The sequence below is a fragment of the Niabella drilacis genome (assembly GCF_900101395.1).
Lineage (GTDB): Bacteria > Bacteroidota > Bacteroidia > Chitinophagales > Chitinophagaceae > Niabella > Niabella drilacis.
On sequence record NZ_FMZO01000001.1, the window covers coordinates 438380 to 459996 of the forward strand.

A 21617-nucleotide genomic window follows, 5' to 3' on the forward strand; every position below is an offset into this window, starting at 1 on the left:
ACAAGAGGCAAAGAGCGCCGTTAATAATTTTGATCGATCTTTGTATCCATGAAATCAGTCTGAAATGGAGGCAATAGAACAACGGATCAGTGTTTTAACCATCGCGGTAAGAAATGGAGAGATGAAGAAAAGCTTAAAAGTTTTTTGCCGGAACCAAAAAAACACCTATCTTTGCCCTCCCGTAAAATGGCTGCGTAGCTCAATTGAATAGAGCATCTGACTACGGATCAGAAGGTTTCAGGTTTGAATCCTGACGCGGTCACTTAAAGATCAGGCACTTACAGCAATGTAGGTGCTTTTTTGTTTGTAGATTATAGCACATTTATAACACATCTTCAAAATAAGGGCCATTTCCTGCTCATGTATGCGCGTTGTGACTCCGATAAAATCTTCAAGGCTACGATAGCACCCGGTCAATGTTTCGGTTGTAAATGGCTTCGGAAATGTCGTATTGTTTAAGGGCTTCCTGGAAGTCCACGCCGCGGGCTACGGCGCCGTAAACGCCCATAACCTTTATATCAAGGCCGTTGATTTCGCCGCCGATAAACTCTTCGTGCATGTCTGTGGTTAATTCTTCCATTTTTGCAAAATTACATTATTCCCCTCTTTTGGTGCTTTCCGGGGTCCGCGCGTATGTGCGTAATGACTGAGGAAAAACCTTTAGTTTATGCGTTTAGATATTTTTGAACCTCAACATTTCTCAACAGGCAGATTTTTTCAAGGTAGATAAACTGTTATTGTGGAAGCCGAAAGTTTCAACTTAGACGAAATCCCGCCATTTTGCAAAACCCTTGTTATTATATGCAGGCAGTTTTTTGTTACTTAACTTTTTCGAATTCAAAAGGAATTTCCATTTCATCATTAGAAATTTTGGCTTTCATTTTGTCTCCTTCAATCCAATATCTAATTTTTTTTGGAAAGTCAATAGAATCATTACTGCAAGTGAATTCATTGTTTTTTAGTTCAGTCATTTCAAATGTTGTTGCTTGTTTTTCGTTTGGCATTTTAACAAACAAAGTCCATTTTCCATTAGTTTGGATTATGTCCATTTTCTCTTGGCTTATTGTGTCGCCTTTTTGCATTGAAAACCCAATTCCAGAATATTCATTTGGACTGATTTTCTCCCAATTTTCAAAAGTTTCTTTCCCGGCTTCTTCATTCCGTCTTTTCCAATTACCAGTTAGCCAATCCAAATTTTCAGTTATTTCTGTTTTGATTTTTGTGTTAGATTCAGTTTCTGAATTTTCGTCTTGATTAGTTTTAGTGTTTTGATTACAGGATAAAACTAAAATTGAAGTCAGTAAAATAAATGTTCCTTTCATACGGGTTTTGTTTTTTGCTTGCATATAAGGGCTGCGTATTGGCGATGGGCCGGATTTTTAGCACTGATGTTCAATCGAAGAACAAAAGTTGAATTTTGCACTTCGGTTGATACGAAGGCGTTCAGTCCGCCTATTGCCAATACGATGTTATGCACCGTTTTTTATTGTTATTCTAATGGTTTCCAATTTTCGTCTCGTTGTTCGTCCTTTGTTGGTTGTCTTACATTTCTAATCATCTCTCGTTCACAAGCACCAAACTCAATGAAATTCTTTTGTCCTTGTCTAAGTGAAACGTGGTTTGCTCCACCTTCATAATTCGGTTCGTCAAATTGAATTGGGTCGTCTTCCCAAAAACAAACTTCACATATATCGTAATGCCCGTTTGGCTGTTCAGCGAATGTCTTGTAGCCACAACAAGGGCAAGCAAATTTTTCTGTTACCATACTTTCCACCAAGGTTTTTTGTTCTCAAATGTATAGTAACTTCCACCCGTCAAAGTTTTTGTGTCAAGGTCATACTTAAACTCAACCCATTCGTCCGCATCGTGCATAGGATTAAATGCAAGTCCATATATTAAATTATTTTCAACTTTAATTTCAGCTAATCCGTCCCACGAAATTCTTTCCGTGTTCCAATGTGTTCCGTCAGGCTCAATAATTGTCAAGTCTGTTTGGTCTTGCAAAACAAGTCTGTCTTTATTTGCTTTAAAAATATCTGAAAAACCAACTCCAAAAACTTGAATTGGTTTTGCGTCTTTTGGGTTCATTATATAACAAGTCCCACAAGCTATAACCAACAAGTTTTGGTTTTTTTCAAACTCTATTATTTGTTTTAAGTCTGTCCAACCTGGTTGAAAGTTGGCAATCCATTCAGTTCCGTCTGTCTTGTAAAAGCGAACAGGAAATCCTTCGGAATAAAAAGGCTCTCCGTTGTCTGTCACGGGAATATACATTGGTCCGTATGTCGGCAATGAACTTAATATTTCGTATCGTTTTTCTGTCGTCACTTTGTCTTGCGTAGGGTTGTCCTAAAATGGTGCTAACGGGCAGGGCTTTATGCAGGTTGGGAATTAGTATTTCGTCTGCCCATAACCGCTGCTGATTAATAATTTTTGTTGAAGTTAAGAACTAATGCCGATAGATGCTCGTCAAGTTGGAACTGAAACTGGGATTTGCAATTAGCTGATGATATATTCGTCTGCCCAACCTGCATAAAACCCAATGTCGTGCGTTCGCTTTTGTTACCTCGCTTGCTTTACACTTTCAAGAGCCATTTTGAATTTCGCAGCAAAACCATCGTCAACACCATACTCACTAAATTTCTTTATTGCCCAATCAAAAACGGTTATTCCAAATCCTGTGTCTTTATGAACAATAATTGAGTGAAAATAGGGATGAGAATAAAGCCAACCATAGCCGTCAACCTGATTAAACAAGTGCCCCAATGTTGCGCCAAATTCACAAACTTCAATTACATAATCATTGGAAAAATCTGTCGGGTCGCTCTTGCTTATAATTTCTGCAATTCGCTTTCGGTCATAGTATTTGTCAACTGCGGCAAGAACATTTAGGTCTAATTTGTCAGATTTGATTATGTGTTGGTAGTCTTGTAATGCAGCGTCTGCCATAGTTTGCAATTGTTTTTTGTTATACTCTAACAAATCGTCTGGCAAATATTGAATTTTGTCTAAGTTAAGGGGTCGGCCATCAAAGCCACTGATGACATACATATCGGGTCGTGTCATTGTTGGTCTGTCTTCTTGGTCATACCACGGGCTGAAATATTTCTCAAATAATGTGTCGCAATGAGGTAGTTTCTTTTTGAAGAGTCATAACATAAAGGGAATGTCTGTTTTAAGTGCCACTAACGGTACGGCTTGGCGATGTGGCGATATTCCGTGATTCGTCTGCCCGGTACCGAAGCCAAATTTATAACTAAATGTTCATTGTTTATCCTATTGCCCGGCGTTATTCGTCAGCTGGGGCTAAAGCCGAACAGCGAACAAAAAGTTGAGCATATATTCGTCCAGCCGCCATATTGGCAAACCGAATGTTGTAGGCAGTTAAATTTAGTTAGCCTCTTTTAATTTTTTCAAGAGCTCTTTCGCATAAGGCAAGTATGATATATAATCACTCACGTCCCAGTCCTTTATATATTCTTTCATTGGTTCAAGCCCTCTTGATTTTCTTAATTTATCTAAGTTTTCAAAGTCCAATAATGGATAAATAAAGGTTTTCTTCTTTTCCGAATCATAATAGCCTTGGCTTCCATAAGTCTGCTCTCTTCCTTCTCGAACAGCTATTCTATCTTCCATTATGGCAACATTACTGGATAAGATATTCCCTTCTTTTTCCGCTTGCAGTATTATTGGATAATATTTTTTCTGTGTTTCTAAGTTTGCATGTTGTATAATTAAAAATAGAGCTTGAGTACCTTGAAGGCCCACATTTTGAGGACCAAGCCAACCATATTTGTCGAGTAACTGCGTAGCAAAAATAACATTTGAGCTATCTTTCATTCTGACTATACTCTTAATACTGTCCAACTGTTCTTTAGATGCTCCTTCCTGTCTTAATCTTATCCAGTCCGACCTGTATTTTTGGTCTTCCTGATACAAAGAGTCCATTTTGTGAGCTAACTCTTTATTTACTTTATTAGGATCAAAATTGTAGGATGTGATTTGAGAAAACACTGTCAAATTAAATCCTGTCAAGAAAATCAAAATAAATAATTTTTTACTATTCATATTACTGGGTTCGTGTTATTAATTGCCTACAACGGTTTCGGCTTGGCGGTCGGACTGGTAATTGAAATCCGTCAACCCAAACGTTGGCCTAACCGAAGATACAAAAGCTGATGATAAAAACCGAGGCCGATTTTTATTCATCAAGCCCGGACTGAAGCTGATAGTAGTGCAAAAGTTGAGGCCATATTCTTGTCCCCCCGACTGCCGCCAAACCGTTTGTTAGCGGTAGTGCTATTTTATTCTTTTTTATTGTTTCTATTAATTCATTTTCACTTTGATATATAGAAAGTATGTCAGTGCAGGTTTTCGCTTGCTCGGTTGTTCTCTTTTGGCTTTTTATTCCCAATCGGATCTCGTACAAAAATCTTTTTTTTAAAGGTGAATTATTTTTTTTGTTTCGTTTAATAACTTTTCTATGCTCGATAATTTATTCAATTTTGCGATTTGCATCGTTTGCATTTTCCCGTTTTGTAAATATTCCACAGATAATGATGCACCACTTTTGATAAAATTTGTGCTGTGCTGCGTTCTTATGAATCGTTTGATTTCTTCAAATGGAACTTGTGTTTTGTTCAATCCAAAAATAGAAGTCTCTACAATTTTGTTATCTACATAGAGCCGCGTTTTTTTTCCCAATTCGTATAAACTGATGAGCAACGGAAACAGCGGTACAATTTTATATATCGTACTATCTTTTGTTTCGGGTGCAAAAGATAAATAATAAATTTCGACTATCGTAAAGAGTAAAACGCAGAGAATCGAAAAAATTTTATTCATTTTCAGCGTATAGATTGCACCGTCTTGCTTGTAAAATGTTGTTGTCATTATTAAGTTGTTTACTTTGTAGATGGCTTTGGGAAAGCATTACCGCTAACGGGCAGGGCTTTATGCAGGTTGGGAATTAGTATTCCGTCTGCCCATAACCGCTGCTGATTAATAATTTTTGTTGAAGTTAAGAACTAATGCCGATAGATGCTCGTTAAGTTGGAATTGAAGCTGGGATTTGCAATTAGCTGATGATATATTCGTCTGCCCAACTTGCATAAAACCCAATGTTACCTGCCGCTTTTCTTTCGGTCATTGCGCTTTCAATATTTTATCTGCAATTGTCAAACAGTTTTCAATTGTCCCGCTCATTCCCATATTTTCAGTTTCAAATTTATGTAACCTGTTAGCAATTTCTTGTCTGTCTGTTTTTGCTTTTACAAGTCCGAAAATTTCAGGCACATAACTTTGGTATTCGTCTCTTGGTGCAATGTCGTTAACACCAATTGGGTCCCAATCAAACCAAAGTATGTCGTCAATTTTTTTGTAAAGCAAAAAGTCTTTAGCTGCTGTCAAGTTGTCCTTGAAATTTTTGTTTCGACTAAATAATAAAATTGCTGATTTGACTTCTTCTTCAAGTCTATTGTCGTCAAAATATTCTGTTGCTTGAATAGCTAAACTTGCAATGAAATGTCCACTATCATTGTCAAACGGTGCTGGTTGTTCCGAAGCATTATAAGTTATTTTGGCAATAAGTTCTGCTAATAGCAAATATGCTTCTGGCTGATAATTTTTGTTGTCAAGCAGAAAGCGTCTGATTTTGTTAAACTGCTCGTGAGCTTCTTTCCAACGCTCTTTGTTGTCAATTATTGGATAGAGTTGAGTTATTGAAGTAGGCTTGTTTTCTATATAGTTGTCAAAACGAGATAAAATAAGTCCTGCCCAACCTGGTCTAATGTCGTTAGGTATGTTTTCAAGAATCTGTTGTCCGATTTTTATGTTAGTTTTTATGTCGTAGTGGTCGGTCGTCATAAAGTGACAGGTAACACGCTAATTTATGCTATTATGCGCTGCCCATCAAAAAAAAATCTCTGCAAACCAACACTTTAGCATTATATGTTTTTAGATTGTTGTTAGGACAATCCGTTCTTATGTAATTCCTTTGTTAAACCAGATTTCATATACCGGAATATTTAGAGGCTTTATGACGTACACAATAACATCTTTTACAACCATTTGATTAGCCACAGAACCTTCACTATTTGTAGATAACACTTTTTGATTTGGATATGAGTTTTAATACCTGCAATCCCATCGGGTTGTAGGCCATTTTTAAATTGAAATTCTTTTGCGGCTTCCAATGTAAACTCGCCAAAATAGCCGTCTGTTTTTTTAAAATAGCGATTTTGCCCCCTTAAAAATGCCTGCCAGTTTTCAACAGCTTTACCTTGGCTTTCTATTTTTATTAATACGAATGGCATGATCTTTATTTTTCATTGCCACTCCTTTATCCGGTTTTTTCGACGCTATGTTTTACAGCACCTTCTTCACCTCCACCGCTAACTGCACGCCGGCTGCAATGACTACCACGGCTCTATAACCGGCGGCCGTTTTGGTAAAGGGCAAAGAGCAGATCGTTTCTGCATTATTACAGTTGTCGAAATTTATAGTAAAGGCATCACCATTGCGAATTATTTTACCCGTCATTGTAGCCACTGTATGGTCGTCGCAATCACCGGTAATGCATTTGGATAGTAGGGTTACGCTATTGCCGCTGATGACAAAATTCAGCGTGCCGCTATTGTTATACTGAGGCGTGCCACTATTGGTATTGCTAAAACTGCCCGTATACTTTTCCACCAGGTTGGTGCTGGTTACTTTAAATACAACAGCCGTTACCTCATGCCCCGGAATGGTTACCGCTACCTGCGGTACGGAACCGTCTGCATTTACGTCCATTACTATTTTCACCCCGTCTTTTTGCAGGGTATAGCCGGTGACTTTTGTGCCGGGTTGAATAGGGGCCGTAGCGGTTAACAGGTAAGTGACATCATCAAAAACAATAGTGGCGCTGGCGCCGGCAGGTTTCAGCTCAATAGTAATATAGCCGGTAGAGCCTATCAGCACACCGCTATAGCTACCCAGGCTGCTTTTGTCATACTTTGCCGGGCTGTTGTCTTCTTTTTTTGGATCGTCCTTGGAGCAGCCTGCAAGGCATACAAAGCCTAACAGTAATAAAAAATGTGGGATCGTTTTCATATTGCGTTTATTTTAAAGTTTGTTGTTAAATACCGGTAAGTTTCTGGGCGTTGTGGCGGATCGGCAATAGGTCTGCACGGTTATTTCTTCCCCTGCAAACTCAGCTTTACCTGGAAGGTGTTCATTGTTATTTTTTGCTCTCCGGTGCTTCCGGCACCGTTTGTTACTTCCCTGTATTTCATGTTGATATTTCCGGGACTGTAATCGGCCGCCAGCCCAATGCTGCGCCATTTTACGGATGCCCCTATATTGGGCCTGATGGCTGCGTGAAAGGCCTGTGTAAAGGGTTTTATCCCGGTGGCTTCTTCATCATAAGGGTAGGGATAAAAAGCATTGAGCGTTTCAGGATCGTAACGGTCATCAGCATAGTGCTCGTACACAGGGCCCAGACCATATACGCCCAGGCTGGCCTGCACCCGTACATCTATTACCAGATCCTGCACAGGGTTGATGGACACTACCGGGCCGGCTTTGGTGGCAAGAGATAAAAAAAGTTTGCTGGTAAAATCTTCGTTCACATATGACGTATTGGCCCGGGTATAGTTTTTCCAGCTTTTGGCTGTAGGGGTACCGCTGACCGAAATTACTGTCCAGTCGAGTCCTGCGTTAATCGTTTTTGCCCTGCCGGCGGGAATAAAATAAAAAATATGCCCCTTTTCAATATTAAATCCGATATCGTTGCCAAAATTACCCCGGACCATATTTTCTTTCGGGCTAAGCATATGATCTAATGACTTCCCGGGCAGCTGTATCCCCAGGCGGATATAGCCTTTTCTAAAGGGGGAGGTGCTGCCCTGGCCAATAGTTGCTGTAATATGGATGATGCAGCATATGAAAAGGAATAACGTTCTCATATTTTAGTTTTATTTGTTTGATTGTATACGGAATTATTTTCCCTCTCTCTTCCAAAAGGACCTGCTCATAAACACTTTTTGCATGCCTGTTCGTACGGGTTTCCGCCCGGCTTTTTTGGGTTGGATCCGGCGGCGTTTGGACTTTGGTTGAAGATGACCCTGCCGATTCTTATACCCTGGTTACTGTTTTTTCTTATAAAACGATGCTGTAAAGAACTGCCTTTTTATCCCGGTTGTCAACCGTTGAAAAACCAGGATATACCCCGTTTTTTAACGGTGTTTGCAGAGATGTCCCCTTTGAGGAAATAAAAGCAGTTAGCTTTCTATATCAAAATTATGTGCTTGTGAAACGTTCGCCTATTACACAAAAGGGTGATTTTTAGGAGGCTTGCAGCGGAACGGAAAAGCGTAAACGAATGCCGGGCTGGATATTTGTGACCTCGAAGCCGCCCCCGGAGTTTTTCATGCGCTGCTGCATGTTTTGCAACCCGTTTCCACGGGCTGCCGGTGATGAAAATCCAACGCCATTATCCGCTATCTGCATAAGAAAACGGCTGTCTTCCCATTCAAATAAAATGTGTACGGTAACGGCCCTGCTGTGCTTGTGAATATTATTGAGCGCCTCCTTCAGGCATAAGAATAAATTTCGGCGGGTGGTTACGGACATTAACAGTTCCGATTGCTGCCCCTCTGTATCGATAACACAGTTGATATGGGCTTTCTTCAGGAAAAGTTCTGCATATGATGCAGCATACTGAACAAACTGTTCCGGACGATCATTGTGACTATCTAAGCTCCATAACATTTCACGCATGGAGCGGTTCATCTCAAAAGATGTTTGCAGCAGGTCCTCTACATCTTCCTGCATTGCCGGCTGTTCCCGGAGCTTCTGCTTTAAAAGCTCTGCCTGTAACTTTATAGCAGAAATACCCGCTCCGAGATCATCGTGCATGTCATGTGAAATGCGTTCCCGCTCTGTAATGATGTCCCGCTGCCGTTGTATCTCTGTCTCCAGCAATTTATTCTCCAGCTTTTTCTTTTCATTCTCCGCCTTCAGGGTATCAACAGATACTCCATACAAAAACAGCAGGAAATCTGCAATAATGGCCACCTGCATAATGGCATACGAGAAGTTTCCGATTTTTATGGGTAAATGACCAATACCCAGAATGCCTGCAATGAATGGTGCTGACATCTGAACAGCGCTAACAAGTAATATACTTACCCCGAGCCGGGCATATTTGTAAAAGGGAGATTTGAATTTCAACAGGTAGAGAAAAACCAAAAACGTAATAGCAAAATCGAAAACAGTGGCAAACTCTCTTATTACATGTGTGGCGGAAATGAGAAAAGGAGCATTATAATCGCCAATACGCAGTATAAAATAAATAAGCCAGTACAGGCCTGCGTATTTTAAAAGAACGCCAGCCAGGCGATAGCTTTTATTAAAGGTAAGGTAGCTGTAAAAAAACCAATAATAAAGGACCGGTTCCAGGCACCCCCAGAACTGCCGGTAAACGATGTTCTTCACTCCCGGCAGCATATTGTTTTCAAAATTGATAAACCCGTATATATTTAAGTAATAAAATATATACATAAAGTTTATTATTGTGAAAATGACAAGCGGCCGTTTAAACCGATTGTTTTTAGACCAGAAAACGCCGATAACGGCAAGACAAAAATGCACGCCAACGATCAGTAGGGTGAGGGCATTATAGGGGTCCTCATACCTGTTCTCAAATGAGGGTTTTGCTTTTAAAAAGGCCTGTTCATTTAAAATTGAAAAGCCGGGAACAAATATGCCTCCCTCAAAATCCCTGACCTGCAATATATAGCGACGTTCTTTGTGGGGAGGGAGCCTGAAAACGATATGCCGGTCTGTATTGGGGACGGACAGCTTACTTTGCATATGCGCGAACCCCGTTCCACCGGCATACCTGGGGGCACTGGTCATTTCGTAAAGGTATACTTCGGGTACAAACTCATCCTGCAGACTAACGTAGAATACGCTGTCCGCAGCACTGGTGTTGTGCAGGGAAAAGAATATAAAAACAGAGCGGGTGCCTTTTGCGATGTTTTTCAGGGAAGCGATTTGACTATATGTCAGTGTGCCGGCATGTTCCAGGTCTTCGGGTAAAAGATTTTTGTGCTTACTGATTTTATAATGAGCTTTTGAGGGGCTGAATTTTTGTATAGGGATAAATGTGGTATCCCAGGGCGATTGATGAGCGGCTCTAAGGGAAGGAGCGTGAAAGAGGAAACAGAGGAGCGCAATGAACCTTACGATACCCCTGAGCGGCAAAAAATGATGAAGGTCACAGTTCCTCATAGCGTCCGGAAATATGATGTTAATTAGACGACAATAGTTTATTAATGGCTTCCACCTTATTATTCACCTGGAGCTTACGGTATATATTGCTTATATGTTTTTTTATGGTATCGATGCTTACAAATTTTTCGCTGGCAATTTCCTTGTACAAAAGACCTTTGGCAAGCAGGTGCAGCACTTCCGTTTCCGTTTCAGTAAGCAGCTCTGCAACAGTATTCCTGGTGTCCCTGTTTGCGCTGAAATATTGCAGTATTTTTCTTGAAACGGTGGCCGTCATAGGGACTCCACCCAGGTGTACTTCTTTAACAGCGGCTATGATTTTTTCCATACTCTCTCCTTTAAGCAGGTAACCCGTGGCTCCGGCTTTTAATGCTTCGTAAATATGCTCGTCGTTTTCGAAACTGGTGCACATGATAAACTGGGTATGCAGTTTCTTTCCTGAAAGGCTTTGCAGTACCTGCGTTCCGGTAATGTCCGCCAGCCTGATATCCACAATAGCCACGTCTGCGTTCAGCACCGTAAGTTGTTCAATGGCTTCTGCTCCGTTAAAACATTGTGCAATACAAAATAACTCCGGATCATGATCTATAATCTTCTTTAGTGCATTGTTGTAGTGCACATCGTCTTCGATAATGATTACTGAAATTAACATTTTGCCAAAGTTATTTTTTTGTAGTGGTGCGGGGAATTACCCAAAAGGGTGATTTTGAATCCTTAAACCGGAAGCGTATAACGCAAATGTGTTCCTGCTGAGGCGGGGAGCAATTCAAACGACCCTCCCAGATTGATCATCCGCTGCCGCATATTATGCAGCCCGCTTCCGGTTTGCCTCATTGCATCCAGGCCAATGCCATCATCTTTTATTTCGATCCAAAGCAGCTTCTCCTTTTGAATCACAGCAATAAAAACATGAGATGCATGGCTATGTTTATAAATATTATTTATCGCTTCTTTTATACAAAAAACCAATTCCCGGAGGGCATGCCTGCTGATCACTGTATCCTTGTTTTCAAGATCCAGCTGGTACTGCAGCTGTATGGGGGTCTTGTGCAGGAATGTTTTTGCCTGGATCAGGGCCTGGTTTGCAAAACTATCGATGCTTTCCCTCCCGCTTGTTAATTCCGACATCATTTGCCGCATGGAAATGCTCATGTCCTCAGATGTGTGTAGCAGCTCATCGATGTCATTGTGGATCGGACCATTTTTCCCTATTTTGCTTTTTAACAGTTCTGCCTGCAATTTTAATGCGGATATCCCCGCACCTATACCATCGTGCATATCGCGGGAAATGCGTTCACGCTCCGCGATAATGTCCTTTTGCAATTGAACTTCTTTTTGCAACAGCTTGGTCTGGAGCTTCAGTTTCTCCTTTTCAACTTCCTGTTCCCGGTTCAGGATGGCAAGGAAAAAGAAGCAGAAGCCCCCGGATATTTCAATTTGCCGGATCATTGTTTCTGTAAGTCCGATATCGGCTAAAGGGTAAAAATTTTCGCCGCAATAAGTGGCCAATGCCAATAGACTTATGAATAGCAGCCCGTAGAGGACCAGCCTTTCATAATAATTTGTTTTTCGCCAAAGGTAAAATATCAGCAAAAGCAAAATGGCAATATCCAGGTACATGAACCCGCCCCTGTACCATTCATGAAGGAATGATAGGGGGCCGCTGGCAACCAGCCGCGCCAATACCCCGCCGCACATGTATACAATCCCGGTGTACAATGCATATCGCAAATAGCTGCGGGGGGGAGGGTTTAAAAAGCTTAACTCGAATAAATAAAAAAACAACACAACCCCTTTTTGCACCAGGCTGTTGGTAAGCGAAAAGAACGCGGGGTTCAGCTGCTGTTTAATATAAGGCTGTATCAATACCAGGTGGGCGCTAAAACAAAGCGACACCAGCGCTAGGTATAAATAGTATCGCCCTCTTTTTTTCTGTGAAAAACTAAACAGGCAATAAACAGCAAAGCATACATTGAAGCCTGTTGTCAGCAGTGGTATATAGTCGCTTGATTGCAGCATAGCTTTGTTTACCGTCATTTATTTAAAGCCGGCGATTCAATTACTAAGTTAAGTTTTTTATCTCTTTTTTCAAATGGTCTTATAGCCGTATTATAACAGGGTTGAGTCCGTTTCAGGTGTGCAAATGAACGCCCCAATTGTACCCGGATTTCCAGGATGGAAGACTGATTTTCGATAGGCGCACGCCCAATTGCAGCAAAAAAATATACGGATAGTATAGGAGGTGTCTGGCGCTCCTTTCATCGCGCATCGCAAAAGGCATATTTTGCCTGCAACAATTCGGAATGCATTCTTTGGATTTTGAAAAAAATGTTTTGATACTTTTGCCCCGTTGTATGGGACGCGCAAAGATGCAGGCATATATATATGTTTCTTTTTTGGTATGATCCTTGACAATCTTGTTACAGTTTTTTGATCTTATAATCTTTTTTTTAAAAAATAGTGCATGAAAATTGCTTTTTGGGCGCTGGGAAAGCATCATGAAGGGTATGTAAAGGAAGGAGTGGAAGCATTTTCCGGCCGTATCGGGAATTATTTCCGGCTGGAGTGGGAGCTGATCCCGGCACCCAGGGATGCAGCACATCTTGCACCGAGGGAGCTGAAGAAGAAGGAGGCGGAGAGCATCCTGCCCAAAATTGCGAAGGAGGATTATCTCGTAGCCCTGGAAGAGCGCGGGCGCCAGCTGACCTCGGAGGGATTGGCCACCTTCCTGCAAAGCCGCGCCAATGCCGGCACACGGCGGATTATTTTTCTGATCGGGGGCGCTTATGGATTGGATGAAACGGTGTTGCGGCGGGCCAATACTTTATGGAGCCTGTCACAACTGGTTTTCCCGCATCAGCTGGTGCGCCTGATCCTTGCGGAGCAGGTATACCGGGCCTGTACCATTATGAAAAATGAAAAATATCATCATTCATAAATCAGAAACCGGCGGTGATATTTGAGAAATGAGAAAATTGTCGCTATTTTTAGCCGATGGAAATATCCGTTACACTTATTATCACCATTATTACTGTGGCTGTTTCGCTGTGGGGATTCAGCAATCCGAAAGTGATTGACAATCTCATCTTTTTTGGGCCTGCCATTTCCCGGAACCGTCAATACTACCGGTTTCTGACACATGGGCTGATCCATGCGGACCTCATGCACCTGGCGTTTAATATGATCGCCCTGTATACCTTTGGAGCGTTCCTGGAATCTCCGGCCTTGTTTGGCAACCCGGCTGTTTTCGGGGCCGATGCCCGGCTTTATTTTGCGGGTTTATATATCGGGGGACTGATCATTGCGAGTGTGCCGGACTATTTTAAACACAGGGATGATTATGCCTTCAGGAGCCTTGGCGCTTCCGGCGCCATATCCTCGGTTATTTTTGCGGGGATCCTGTTGTATCCGGCGCTTCCCATCCGTTTTATATTCCTTCCGATTGATATTCCGGGCTGGATCTTTGGGGGGCTCTATCTTTTGATATCGGCGTATTTGGACCGCCAGGGCGGCGGACGCATTAATCACGGCGCTCATTTATGGGGGGCTGTTTTTGGGATCGTTTTTATTATCGTATTTGTAAGCCTGAAAGGGGAGTTCAACGTTTTTGAAAATTTTATCCGCCATATCAGGGGGTGATTTTTTTTAGACCCGGTACCCGGTTCCCTGTATCGAATCCCTGCAGAGGATTATTACAGGTTCCATGTTTACGTTCAACATTTCAGGGAGATTCCGGTTGTCGTTTATGTACCATTGTCTATTGACCATTCATTATTGCCTCTTGCCGGCACCGGAAATTTCACTGCTGACAATGAGTATCGGGATCTTTAGACGGTGACGTACATTGTTGATGGTACTCCCGTATATAAAGTCCTTCAGTCCCTTATGACCATGGGCGCCCATCACCAGCAGACCGGCCTGGTGGCTGATCACGATTTTGGGGATCTCCCGGGAGGGAATGCCATAGCCCAGTTCCCATACCACTTTGTGCCCTTTTTGCCGGATCTGTTTGGCATACCCATCCAGGTAGGCCTTATCCGTTTTGGATTCCTCATCCTTGATCTCCCTGTTGATAAAACGTGCGGCCACGCTTTCCACTACGTGTATCAATACAAATTTTGTCTGGTTATTTCCCTGTTGCAATGCCTGGGTAATGAGGGCACTGTCGCTTTTGCCAAAGTCTACGGCGATCGCAATGGTTGGGTAGTTATTAATGCCTTCCGGAAGATCCAGCGGTGCCGGTTCCGGATGAACGGGAGAAAAGCTGGTCTTTAAACGTTTTTTGCTGAATGGATAGAGGATCGTATAACCTAAAAGCACAAGGACTCCTACGCCTGCGAGGATGATCAGTACCTTCCAGCTCCAGGATGCGGTGGTGGCAAAATAACCGGTAACCGCATCAGCCACCATGCGGCCATTTAAATAAATGAGTACTGCAGTAATGATCCAGGCAAATAATTTGGTGAGTGGTTTGATCGCAAAAATGCCCATGCTGCTCCGGTCACTTACAAAATGAATAAGGGGTATAATGGCAAATCCCAGTTGCATGCTCAATACAACCTGGCTGAAGATCAATAGTTGATCTACTTCGTTTTCGCCGTACAAACCGATAACCAGTACCGCCGGAACAATGGCGATCAGTCTTGTCAGCAACCGCCGCATAAGCGGGTTGATCCGGAGTTTTAAGTATCCTTCCATGATGATCTGGCCGGCAAGGGTGCCGGTTACGGTGCTGCTTTGGCCGGCTGCTATCAATGCAATGGCAAACAGCTTGGATGCAAAGTCACTGCCGAGATGGCTGGGCAACAGTTCGTAGGCCTGCCGGATCTCGGCAACATCCGTTCTCCCGGTTTTAAAGAAAATAGTGGCGGCCAGCACCAGGATGGCGGCATTAACGAGGAAGGCCATATTCAGCGCTATGGCACTGTCCCAGAAATTGTATTTTAGCGCTTTCCGGATCCCTTCTTCGGTGTTCTTAAATTTCCGGGTCTGCACCAGGGCCGAGTGGAGGTAAAGATTATGCGGCATTACAGTGGCGCCGATGATGCCAATGGCGATGTACAAAGCTGCGTCATTCTGCAGCCGGGGCACAAAACCAGTGGCCATTTCCCGGGGATCGGGAGCGGCAATCAGGATCTGTACGAGGAACGACATGCCGATGATAAAGATCAGCCCGATAACAAATGCTTCCAGTTTGCGCATCCCAAACCGTTGCAGCAGCATCAGCAGAAAGGTATCCAGCACGGTAATGAGCACGCCATAGATCAATGGCATGCCGGTAAGCAGTTGCAGGCCAATGGCCATTCCCAGTACTTCGGCAAGATCTGTGGCTGCAATGGCTATTTCTGCCAGCAGGTAAAGAATAAAATTAACCCCCCTGGGGTACGCCTCCCGGTTGGCCTGGGCCAGGTCTTTATGCCGCACAATTCCCAGCCGCGCCGAAAGGCTCTGGAGCAAAAGGGCCATCAGGTTGCTCATCAGCAGCACCCATAGCAAACTATAACCAAACTGGCTGCCACCGGCCAGGTCCGTGGCCCAGTTCCCCGGATCCATATAGCCCACGCTGACCAGGTAGGCCGGTCCAAAAAAGGAAAGGATGCGCCGCCATTTGGGTTTATTGACCTGGGTGGTGTCTACAGACTGATGTACTTCGCTCAGTGATATATCGGAATGATGCCTATTCATGATCCTTTACTAAAATATTTTGCGATAACTCTTTTGAGATCTGGGTAATACTCTTACTGCCCGTTTTTATTTCAAGCGACTGGTCGTAGGTGAAGCGTTTGCGGACTTCCAGCAGCGTACCGATCCGGATGTTCTTGTCACTCAGCAGTTCCAGGATATGGGCCGACTGGTCACCGATCTGTACCACTTCCACCGGCAGGTGGAGGGGGATCTCCGATAAAAGCTTATTCTGCTGCTGAACGATATGCCCTTTTTCGTCCGGTATCGGGTCCCCATGCGGATCAAAGCGGGGGTATCCCAGAAAAGCATCCAGTTTGTCGATAAGACTGGTGCTGCCTACATGTTCCAGCTCTTCCGCAATATCATGGACCTCATCCCAGCTGAATCCCAGTTTCTTCGACAGGAAATACTCCCAGAGCCGGTGCCGGCGGATGATCATCAGGGCGCCTTTCCGGCCGGCTTCCGTGAGGTTGCAGCCGTAATAGGCTTTATAATGAACCATTTTTTTCTGCTTAAGCTTTTTGAGCATATCCGTTACAGAAGCTGCTGCCGTTTTCAGCAATTCCGACAGGTCATTGGTGCTTACCGGTTTCCCGTCCTGCTCCAGGTGGTAAATGGCTTTTATATAGTTTTCTTCCGTATGCGAAAGATTTAATAGCATCTAAATAAAAATTTAGACAAATCTAAAAAATATATTATAACCGGCTAAAATTATTTTTTGCGCAGATGCACCGGATTTTGTTTATTTTGTTGTATAATATTGATGTATGTGCAAACCTTTGTATTGGTTCCTGATCGTATCAGTTGTTTTTTTGGTGGCGTGTGGTGGTAAAAAGAAAAAGAAGATGACCGGCGATGATACGGTGAATATTGAAGAATTTATGGAGGCTTACCCGGCATTAGCACTTCCATTTACCTATGGTGATACCTCGTTCCCTGCAAGGGAAAATGATTCCCTGCGCATTGCACCGGAGATATTACACCAGTTTATACCGGACTCTGTTACCCTAAAGGTCTTTGGTGCGGCTTCTCACCCTAACTATTATCCTGTGGGGACCGTGGCGGCGGGGCATGGGGAATTTTACCTGCTGACGAGAGGGGTAGACCGGGAGCGGAAGGTATTGCTGATTACTGCGCATGATAGTAAAAAGCAATTTATTGCGGGGTTACCCGCAATAAAGCTAACGCGCAACACCAATGTGTCTATCACCGTTACGATCGATCAGCGGCTGAATATCAATAAGGATCTTTCGCAAAAATTGCCTAATGGCATTGAAATAAGCGGGCATGATGTTTTTGTATTGAATAAGGCGGCAAAGAATTTTTCGCTCATCATGACGGATAGCCTGGGAGATGGGTTCACTGAATTGATCAACCCGATCGACACGCTGGCCCGCCGCCAGAAATATGCGGGTGATTATGGTGATGGAAAAATGAACCTGGTATCCTTTCGCGACGGACAACGGGAGGGCCGGATGCGCTTCTTTATTCACCTCGAAAAAAATAATAAGGAATGCGTGGGTGAGCTGAAGGGTGATGTGATCTTTAGTTCCCCAACGGTGGCCGAGTACCGGCAGGGGGGGGATCCCTGTGTGCTGCGCTTTATTTTTGACAAAAACAGCGTATCTCTTGAAGAAGTAGAGGGCTGCGGTTCCCGGCTGGGGGCACTGCAGTGTTCCTTTAACGGCGAATATCCGCGGAGAGCCCCTTCGGGGAATATGAAACGCCCAATAAAGAATAAAAAATGAAAAAGTGAGGATGCTCCCGTTCAGGCATTTTCATTCCTGAAAAGGGGTCCTCACTTCTGCATTGGAGATTTAAGATACCAGGTTTGCTTTATTTAAAATCTTCTGCGCTTACGCCCTCATTTAGTTTTACTTCTTTAAACTCCATGGTGAATTCCTGATTACCCATCGGGGTTTGAACAGAAGTAGCCATGCTGAGGGGATAAAGGATATTGCCGATTTTTTTATAGTTTGACAAACCAACGGATTGCGAAATCTCCTGTCCCTGTGCTGTAAGGGAATTGTCCTGCCGTACGAGTAAATAGGATGCTGCGTCATAAAATTCAATACCCGCCTTTCCCGAGGGTTTTGTTACCTTTATTTTATAGGCGTCTTTGCCGTCTATTTTTTCTACGCCCTGCAGTTCCAGTTTGTATTTTCCGTTTTGGTAATCAGCCTGGGGAAGAATGCCGTTTTCATCCGTATTAGCAATTTCATCCGGCGTCATCTCTTTTTTCTGGCCCATTTGCATATTGTAGCCTGCTTTGCCGTTGAGTACGCGTTTCATTATGGTATTTTCCCCCATACTTATCTGCATAAGTGAGCGGTTAGGAGGCATCGCCTTCATAGATACATTCAGATTCATCCCCTGCATGCTCATGGTGCCTGTTGCTTGGATGGAAGTAACCTTTTTCCATTCCTCCAGGCCTCCGGTTACGCTGATAAATTTTGCAATGATATCTTCGGCCTTTATTCCTGCAGTTCCCGCAGTAGGTGTGCCTATTGCGGCAGTTACTGGCTCCGCAAATTTGTCGTATTCTTTTACGGGATACCCCAGCTTTTGGAGGCCGTCTTTTATTTCGCCTGCTTTTCCGGTTACAATGATACGCGCGTTATCGTAGCTGAAATATTTTTTTGCCACACGCAGGATATCATCAGCGGTTACTGCATTTATTTTTTGAAGATAAGTGCGGTAAAAGTCTTTTTGTAACTTATTGGTGAGGATGTTTAGGGCGTAGGTGGCAACGGTTGACGGGCTTTCGGTACCCAGGGCAAACTGGCCATTGTACAGGGCCTTGGCATTCTTTAGTTCCTCATCAGATACTTTGTCGGTGCGCATGTGCTTGATCTCGTTCAGGAACTCGGTTATGGCGCTGTCGGTTACTGCATTGCGTACCGAAGCGCTGGCTGAAAAAGCAGCCTGGGTGCGGCCACTGCCGATACGGGAATAGGCCCCATAGGTGAAACCATGTTTTTCCCGGAGATTTTTAAACAAACGGGCTTCACTACCGCCGCCAAGGATATTGTTGGCCAGGGTAACCGGAAAATAATCGGGATCGCTGAGGGGAAGTGAGACCAGGTTTGCGACGGTAATGATCGACTGTACGGCATTGGGGACATCGACCAGGTTGATCTCTGTTTTGGAAGGATTTTTGACCTGTGCAAGGCCGGGCCAGGTAAGCAGACTGCCTTTCCAGCTTCCAAAAGCCTTTTGGGCAAGCGTTTTAGCCCTGGCAGGAGTGATATCGCCTACAAACACAAGGTACCCGCGGGAGGGAGTAATGTACTTTTGATAGGCTTCTTTTATATCTCCGAGCGTCAGCCCGTTCACGCTCGTTTCTGTTTCAAATTCGCCTTTGGGATGGTCTTTCCCGTACAGCAGGGCGTCCGTTACTCTTCCTGCAATGGCTTTCGCATCCTTTTCCTGTGTTTTCAGGCCTGTAATCGTTTGGGATTTTAATTTGTCGAAGGATTCCTGCTGAAAAGCCGGTTGGAGCAGGGCTTCGGCAAACAGATCAAATGCTTTTTCGAAGTACCGGTCCAGCGCCGCAACGCGGCCCCCGCCGGAGTTTAATGAAACATCAGCGCCCATTTGGTCCACGGCTTCATCAAACTGTGCCTTGGTATGTTTTTGTGTGCCCTCGTTCAGCATGGCGCCCATCAGCTCCGTTACGCCCGCTTTGCTGCCTTCGGTAATAGGGCCCGCATCAATAGAATAGGTAGCGGAAATTTTGGGTACTTTTTTGTTTTCGACCACCAGTACGGTAATGCCGTTGGGCAGGGTAAATGTTGCCGGATCATTTATTTTAATAACCGGTGCCGGCCCTGCTTTGGGGGCATGGGTACGGTCTATTTTCTGTGCGATAACAGGTTGCATCAAAATTGCAGAGGCTGCTATCAGTATATATTTTTTCATTTGCTATAGATTGTGAGAGATCAGTTGTGAGATATGAAGCGTCAATAGTGCGATGTGAGCATTCTGTAAGAAGGTGCGAAAGGCTCATGTTGGTGGGCCCCCTCTTACTTTTTAGGCAGATAATAAAGGATCAGTCGCTGGTTTTCTCCCAGGTACTTCCGGGCAACGGCCCGAATGTCTTCGCGGGTGATCGATTTTATTTCATCCAGTTCTGTGTTTACCGCATTGGTATTACCCTGGAAGGTATAGGCATCGGCCAGGTTATTTACGATGCCCAGGTTCGTGGTATTCTGCCCTACGAAGTCATTTTCTGCCTGGTTGATCAGTTTCTGGTATTCCTGTTCGCTGATCAGGTTGGTCTGCAGGTCTTTGATCTCGGAGTCAATATCCTGTAACAATGTATTGAGCGGAGTGGCGCCATTGGGCAATGCAAAAACTATATAGCCGCCACCGTTCTCAAGCGACAGGTCGAAGGCCTGGATGGCGAGCGCTTCTTTTTTTTCATCCACCATTTTCTTCCGGAGCCGGGAGCTGCCGCCACCGGACAGGATGGTAGAGATCAGGCCAAATGTTTTGGCTTCCTTTGACTTCACGGGGGCGGAGCGAAAGCCCACTACCAGCGCGGGAATCTGGATATTGGCATCATAGGCCGTATCTACGATTGCTGTTGTTAATGGTTGCAGCTTATCTTCGGGCTGTACAACCGGTGCTCCTTTAGGCACTTCGCTGAAGTAAGACTGCACCAATGCTTTTGTTTTGGGGATGTCAATGTCGCCCGAAATGACCAGGGCCGCATTATTGGGCACATAATGTTTTTTAAAGAAGGCGATGAACTCATCCAGTTTAGCCTGGTTGAGGTCTTCCATAGAGCCGATCGGCATCCACTCATAAACCGTATTGCGGAATAAGCGCTTCGCTACTTCCGCAAGCAACCCTCCGTAAGGGGTATTGTCATAACGCATCCGCCGTTCTTCTTTTACGACTTCGCGCTGTATGTTGACGCCTGAATCAGCAATGATGGGATGCAACATGCGTTCGCTCTCCAGCCAGAGCCCCAGCTCCAGTTGATTAGATGGAAATACTTCATAATAAAATGTCCGGTCAAACGAAGTGTTGGCATTGTTCTGACCGCCATTGGCTGAAACGTATTTCATGAACTCGCCCCGCTTGATATTGGGTGAGCCTTCAAAGAGCAGGTGCTCAAAAAAGTGTGCGAACCCGGTACGGCCCTTAACCTCGTTTTTTGATCCTACATGATACATGACCGAAACGGCTACTACCGGGGCAGACTTATCCTGGTGCAGAATAACATGAAGCCCGTTGTCCAGCTTGTATTCGGTGAATGCCACTTTTTGTGCCATAGTTGTACCGGAGGAAACCAATAGCCCCGCCGCCACACAGGCCGTAATCAACCTTTTTTTCATTTGCGTATTTTTTAAAAATGGAAATGGATTAGCATACTAAAACAGTTACTGTTCAAATAGACAATTTTCCGGCATCGAAGATAATTATATTTTATTCAACGGGGCACAGGAGTGTTGCAGTGGGCAGGGCAAACGCACCCAAATTGGGTGAAAAGAGCACACCTGGAGCATTTTCAGGCACTGTAAGTGCCTCGTGTTTATAGCAAGGTATGAAGGAGGAAACCCCGGCTCCTGTAGGAGCCGCGTAAAATTTCGGGCCCAACAAACACGCGGCTCCTACAGGAGCCGGGTTGATAAAACAGCAGATTACTA

General features: G+C 44.0%; 21 protein-coding genes and 1 tRNA gene. 4 read left to right on the forward strand and 18 right to left on the reverse strand.

Annotated elements, in window-relative coordinates; translation table 11 throughout:
* The first annotated feature begins 188 nt into the window (after window positions 1-188).
* Window positions 189-262 (forward strand) — tRNA-Arg (locus tag BLS44_RS02010).
* 135 nt (window positions 263-397) lie between these two features.
* Here BLS44_RS02010 and BLS44_RS02015 read toward each other — a convergent pair.
* The 14 genes from BLS44_RS02015 to BLS44_RS02090 all read right to left on the reverse strand — a co-directional run bounded on the left by BLS44_RS02015 (window position 398) and on the right by BLS44_RS02090 (window position 12312).
* Window positions 398-580: a hypothetical protein gene (locus BLS44_RS02015; protein ID WP_090388334.1), complete on the reverse strand. Its 183-nt coding sequence runs from the start codon at window positions 578-580 to the stop codon at window positions 398-400.
* A 238-nt stretch (window positions 581-818) separates the two neighbouring features.
* A complete protein-coding gene (locus BLS44_RS02020) occupies window positions 819-1322 on the reverse strand; it encodes a DUF6265 family protein (RefSeq protein WP_090388335.1) in 504 nt (167 codons plus the stop codon).
* Window positions 1323-1489: 167 nt separating this feature from the next.
* Window positions 1490-1765, reverse strand: a complete 276-nt coding sequence (locus BLS44_RS02025; RefSeq protein WP_090388336.1) for a CPCC family cysteine-rich protein — start codon at window positions 1763-1765, stop codon at window positions 1490-1492.
* On the reverse strand, window positions 1759-2328 hold the full coding sequence (locus BLS44_RS02030) for a hypothetical protein (protein WP_143019632.1): 570 nt from the start codon (window positions 2326-2328) through the stop codon (window positions 1759-1761). Before BLS44_RS02030 ends, BLS44_RS02025 begins: the two co-directional genes overlap by 7 nt.
* Before the next feature lie 234 nt (window positions 2329-2562).
* On the reverse strand, window positions 2563-3051 hold the full coding sequence (locus BLS44_RS02035; protein ID WP_143019633.1) for a hypothetical protein: 489 nt from the start codon (window positions 3049-3051) through the stop codon (window positions 2563-2565).
* Between the two features lie 339 nt (window positions 3052-3390).
* Window positions 3391-4068 carry a DUF6624 domain-containing protein gene (locus tag BLS44_RS02040; RefSeq protein WP_090388339.1) on the reverse strand — a complete coding sequence of 226 codons (678 nt, stop codon included), beginning with the start codon at window positions 4066-4068 and terminating at the stop codon, window positions 3391-3393.
* A gap of 372 nt (window positions 4069-4440) precedes the next feature.
* A complete protein-coding gene (locus BLS44_RS02050; RefSeq protein WP_090388341.1) occupies window positions 4441-4893 on the reverse strand; it encodes a hypothetical protein in 453 nt (150 codons plus the stop codon).
* Between the two features lie 252 nt (window positions 4894-5145).
* On the reverse strand, window positions 5146-5865 hold the full coding sequence (locus BLS44_RS26755; protein WP_218127673.1) for a hypothetical protein: 720 nt from the start codon (window positions 5863-5865) through the stop codon (window positions 5146-5148).
* Between the two features lie 194 nt (window positions 5866-6059).
* Window positions 6060-6314: a peptidoglycan-binding domain-containing protein gene (locus BLS44_RS02060; protein WP_090388342.1), complete on the reverse strand. Its 255-nt coding sequence runs from the start codon at window positions 6312-6314 to the stop codon at window positions 6060-6062.
* 52 nt (window positions 6315-6366) lie between these two features.
* Complete coding sequence (locus BLS44_RS02065; RefSeq protein ID WP_090388343.1) at window positions 6367-7092, reverse strand: hypothetical protein; 726 nt, start codon at window positions 7090-7092, stop codon at window positions 6367-6369.
* Between the two features lie 80 nt (window positions 7093-7172).
* On the reverse strand, window positions 7173-7946 hold the full coding sequence (locus BLS44_RS02070) for a hypothetical protein (protein ID WP_090388344.1): 774 nt from the start codon (window positions 7944-7946) through the stop codon (window positions 7173-7175).
* Between the two features lie 379 nt (window positions 7947-8325).
* On the reverse strand, window positions 8326-10275 hold the full coding sequence (locus tag BLS44_RS02080; protein WP_090388346.1) for a sensor histidine kinase: 1950 nt from the start codon (window positions 10273-10275) through the stop codon (window positions 8326-8328).
* 19 nt (window positions 10276-10294) lie between these two features.
* Complete coding sequence (locus BLS44_RS02085; protein ID WP_090388347.1) at window positions 10295-10927, reverse strand: response regulator; 633 nt, start codon at window positions 10925-10927, stop codon at window positions 10295-10297.
* Between the two features lie 62 nt (window positions 10928-10989).
* Window positions 10990-12312 carry a sensor histidine kinase gene (locus BLS44_RS02090; protein ID WP_090388348.1) on the reverse strand — a complete coding sequence of 441 codons (1323 nt, stop codon included), beginning with the start codon at window positions 12310-12312 and terminating at the stop codon, window positions 10990-10992.
* A gap of 427 nt (window positions 12313-12739) precedes the next feature.
* Here BLS44_RS02090 and BLS44_RS02100 point away from each other — a divergent pair, with 427 nt between their 5' ends.
* On the forward strand, window positions 12740-13213 hold the full coding sequence (locus BLS44_RS02100; protein ID WP_090388350.1) for a 23S rRNA (pseudouridine(1915)-N(3))-methyltransferase RlmH: 474 nt from the start codon (window positions 12740-12742) through the stop codon (window positions 13211-13213).
* Between the two features lie 56 nt (window positions 13214-13269).
* Window positions 13270-13914: a rhomboid family intramembrane serine protease gene (locus BLS44_RS02105; protein ID WP_090388351.1), complete on the forward strand. Its 645-nt coding sequence runs from the start codon at window positions 13270-13272 to the stop codon at window positions 13912-13914.
* 132 nt (window positions 13915-14046) lie between these two features.
* Here the strand turns inward: BLS44_RS02105 and BLS44_RS02110 are convergent, their stop codons facing one another.
* On the reverse strand, window positions 14047-15960 hold the full coding sequence (locus BLS44_RS02110) for an Nramp family divalent metal transporter (RefSeq protein WP_090388352.1): 1914 nt from the start codon (window positions 15958-15960) through the stop codon (window positions 14047-14049).
* The gene (locus tag BLS44_RS02115; RefSeq protein ID WP_090388353.1) at window positions 15953-16621 is read right to left on the reverse strand and encodes a metal-dependent transcriptional regulator; all 669 of its coding nucleotides are present in this window, start codon (window positions 16619-16621) and stop codon (window positions 15953-15955) included. The genes BLS44_RS02110 and BLS44_RS02115 overlap by 8 nt, the downstream gene beginning before the upstream one ends.
* Before the next feature lie 106 nt (window positions 16622-16727).
* Here BLS44_RS02115 and BLS44_RS02120 point away from each other — a divergent pair, with 106 nt between their 5' ends.
* On the forward strand, window positions 16728-17708 hold the full coding sequence (locus BLS44_RS02120; protein ID WP_090388354.1) for a hypothetical protein: 981 nt from the start codon (window positions 16728-16730) through the stop codon (window positions 17706-17708).
* 88 nt (window positions 17709-17796) lie between these two features.
* Here BLS44_RS02120 and BLS44_RS02125 read toward each other — a convergent pair whose 3' ends face one another.
* Window positions 17797-19881 (reverse strand): insulinase family protein, encoded by a 2085-nt coding sequence (locus tag BLS44_RS02125; protein WP_090388355.1) that lies wholly within the window; start codon window positions 19879-19881, stop codon window positions 17797-17799.
* Window positions 19882-19985: 104 nt separating this feature from the next.
* Entirely contained in the window at window positions 19986-21305 is a 1320-nt protein-coding gene (locus BLS44_RS02130) for a M16 family metallopeptidase (RefSeq protein ID WP_090388356.1), read from the reverse strand.
* Between the last annotated feature and the right edge of the window lie 312 nt (window positions 21306-21617).

What these genes read in the sequence shown, in the direction of transcription:
- BLS44_RS02020 (WP_090388335.1), bottom strand. Translation starts at nt 1,322, where the DNA reads ATGAAAGGAACATTTATTTTACTGACTTCAATTTTAGTTTTATCCTGT.
- BLS44_RS02125 (WP_090388355.1), bottom strand. Translation starts at nt 19,881, where the DNA reads ATGAAAAAATATATACTGATAGCAGCCTCTGCAATTTTGATGCAACCT.
- BLS44_RS02050 (WP_090388341.1), bottom strand. Translation starts at nt 4,893, where the DNA reads ATGACAACAACATTTTACAAGCAAGACGGTGCAATCTATACGCTGAAA.
- BLS44_RS02065 (WP_090388343.1), bottom strand. Translation starts at nt 7,092, where the DNA reads ATGAAAACGATCCCACATTTTTTATTACTGTTAGGCTTTGTATGCCTT.
- BLS44_RS02080 (WP_090388346.1), bottom strand. Translation starts at nt 10,275, where the DNA reads ATGAGGAACTGTGACCTTCATCATTTTTTGCCGCTCAGGGGTATCGTA.
- BLS44_RS02085 (WP_090388347.1), bottom strand. Translation starts at nt 10,927, where the DNA reads ATGTTAATTTCAGTAATCATTATCGAAGACGATGTGCACTACAACAAT.
- BLS44_RS02070 (WP_090388344.1), bottom strand. Translation starts at nt 7,946, where the DNA reads ATGAGAACGTTATTCCTTTTCATATGCTGCATCATCCATATTACAGCA.
- BLS44_RS02090 (WP_090388348.1), bottom strand. Translation starts at nt 12,312, where the DNA reads ATGACGGTAAACAAAGCTATGCTGCAATCAAGCGACTATATACCACTG.
- BLS44_RS02040 (WP_090388339.1), bottom strand. Translation starts at nt 4,068, where the DNA reads ATGAATAGTAAAAAATTATTTATTTTGATTTTCTTGACAGGATTTAAT.
- BLS44_RS02105 (WP_090388351.1), top strand. Translation starts at nt 13,270, where the DNA reads ATGGAAATATCCGTTACACTTATTATCACCATTATTACTGTGGCTGTT.
- BLS44_RS26755 (WP_218127673.1), bottom strand. Translation starts at nt 5,865, where the DNA reads ATGACGACCGACCACTACGACATAAAAACTAACATAAAAATCGGACAA.
- BLS44_RS02015 (WP_090388334.1), bottom strand. Translation starts at nt 580, where the DNA reads ATGGAAGAATTAACCACAGACATGCACGAAGAGTTTATCGGCGGCGAA.
- BLS44_RS02100 (WP_090388350.1), top strand. Translation starts at nt 12,740, where the DNA reads ATGAAAATTGCTTTTTGGGCGCTGGGAAAGCATCATGAAGGGTATGTA.
- BLS44_RS02035 (WP_143019633.1), bottom strand. Translation starts at nt 3,051, where the DNA reads ATGTATGTCATCAGTGGCTTTGATGGCCGACCCCTTAACTTAGACAAA.
- BLS44_RS02120 (WP_090388354.1), top strand. Translation starts at nt 16,728, where the DNA reads ATGTGCAAACCTTTGTATTGGTTCCTGATCGTATCAGTTGTTTTTTTG.
- BLS44_RS02130 (WP_090388356.1), bottom strand. Translation starts at nt 21,305, where the DNA reads ATGAAAAAAAGGTTGATTACGGCCTGTGTGGCGGCGGGGCTATTGGTT.
- BLS44_RS02115 (WP_090388353.1), bottom strand. Translation starts at nt 16,621, where the DNA reads ATGCTATTAAATCTTTCGCATACGGAAGAAAACTATATAAAAGCCATT.
- BLS44_RS02060 (WP_090388342.1), bottom strand. Translation starts at nt 6,314, where the DNA reads ATGCCATTCGTATTAATAAAAATAGAAAGCCAAGGTAAAGCTGTTGAA.
- BLS44_RS02025 (WP_090388336.1), bottom strand. Translation starts at nt 1,765, where the DNA reads ATGGTAACAGAAAAATTTGCTTGCCCTTGTTGTGGCTACAAGACATTC.
- BLS44_RS02110 (WP_090388352.1), bottom strand. Translation starts at nt 15,960, where the DNA reads ATGAATAGGCATCATTCCGATATATCACTGAGCGAAGTACATCAGTCT.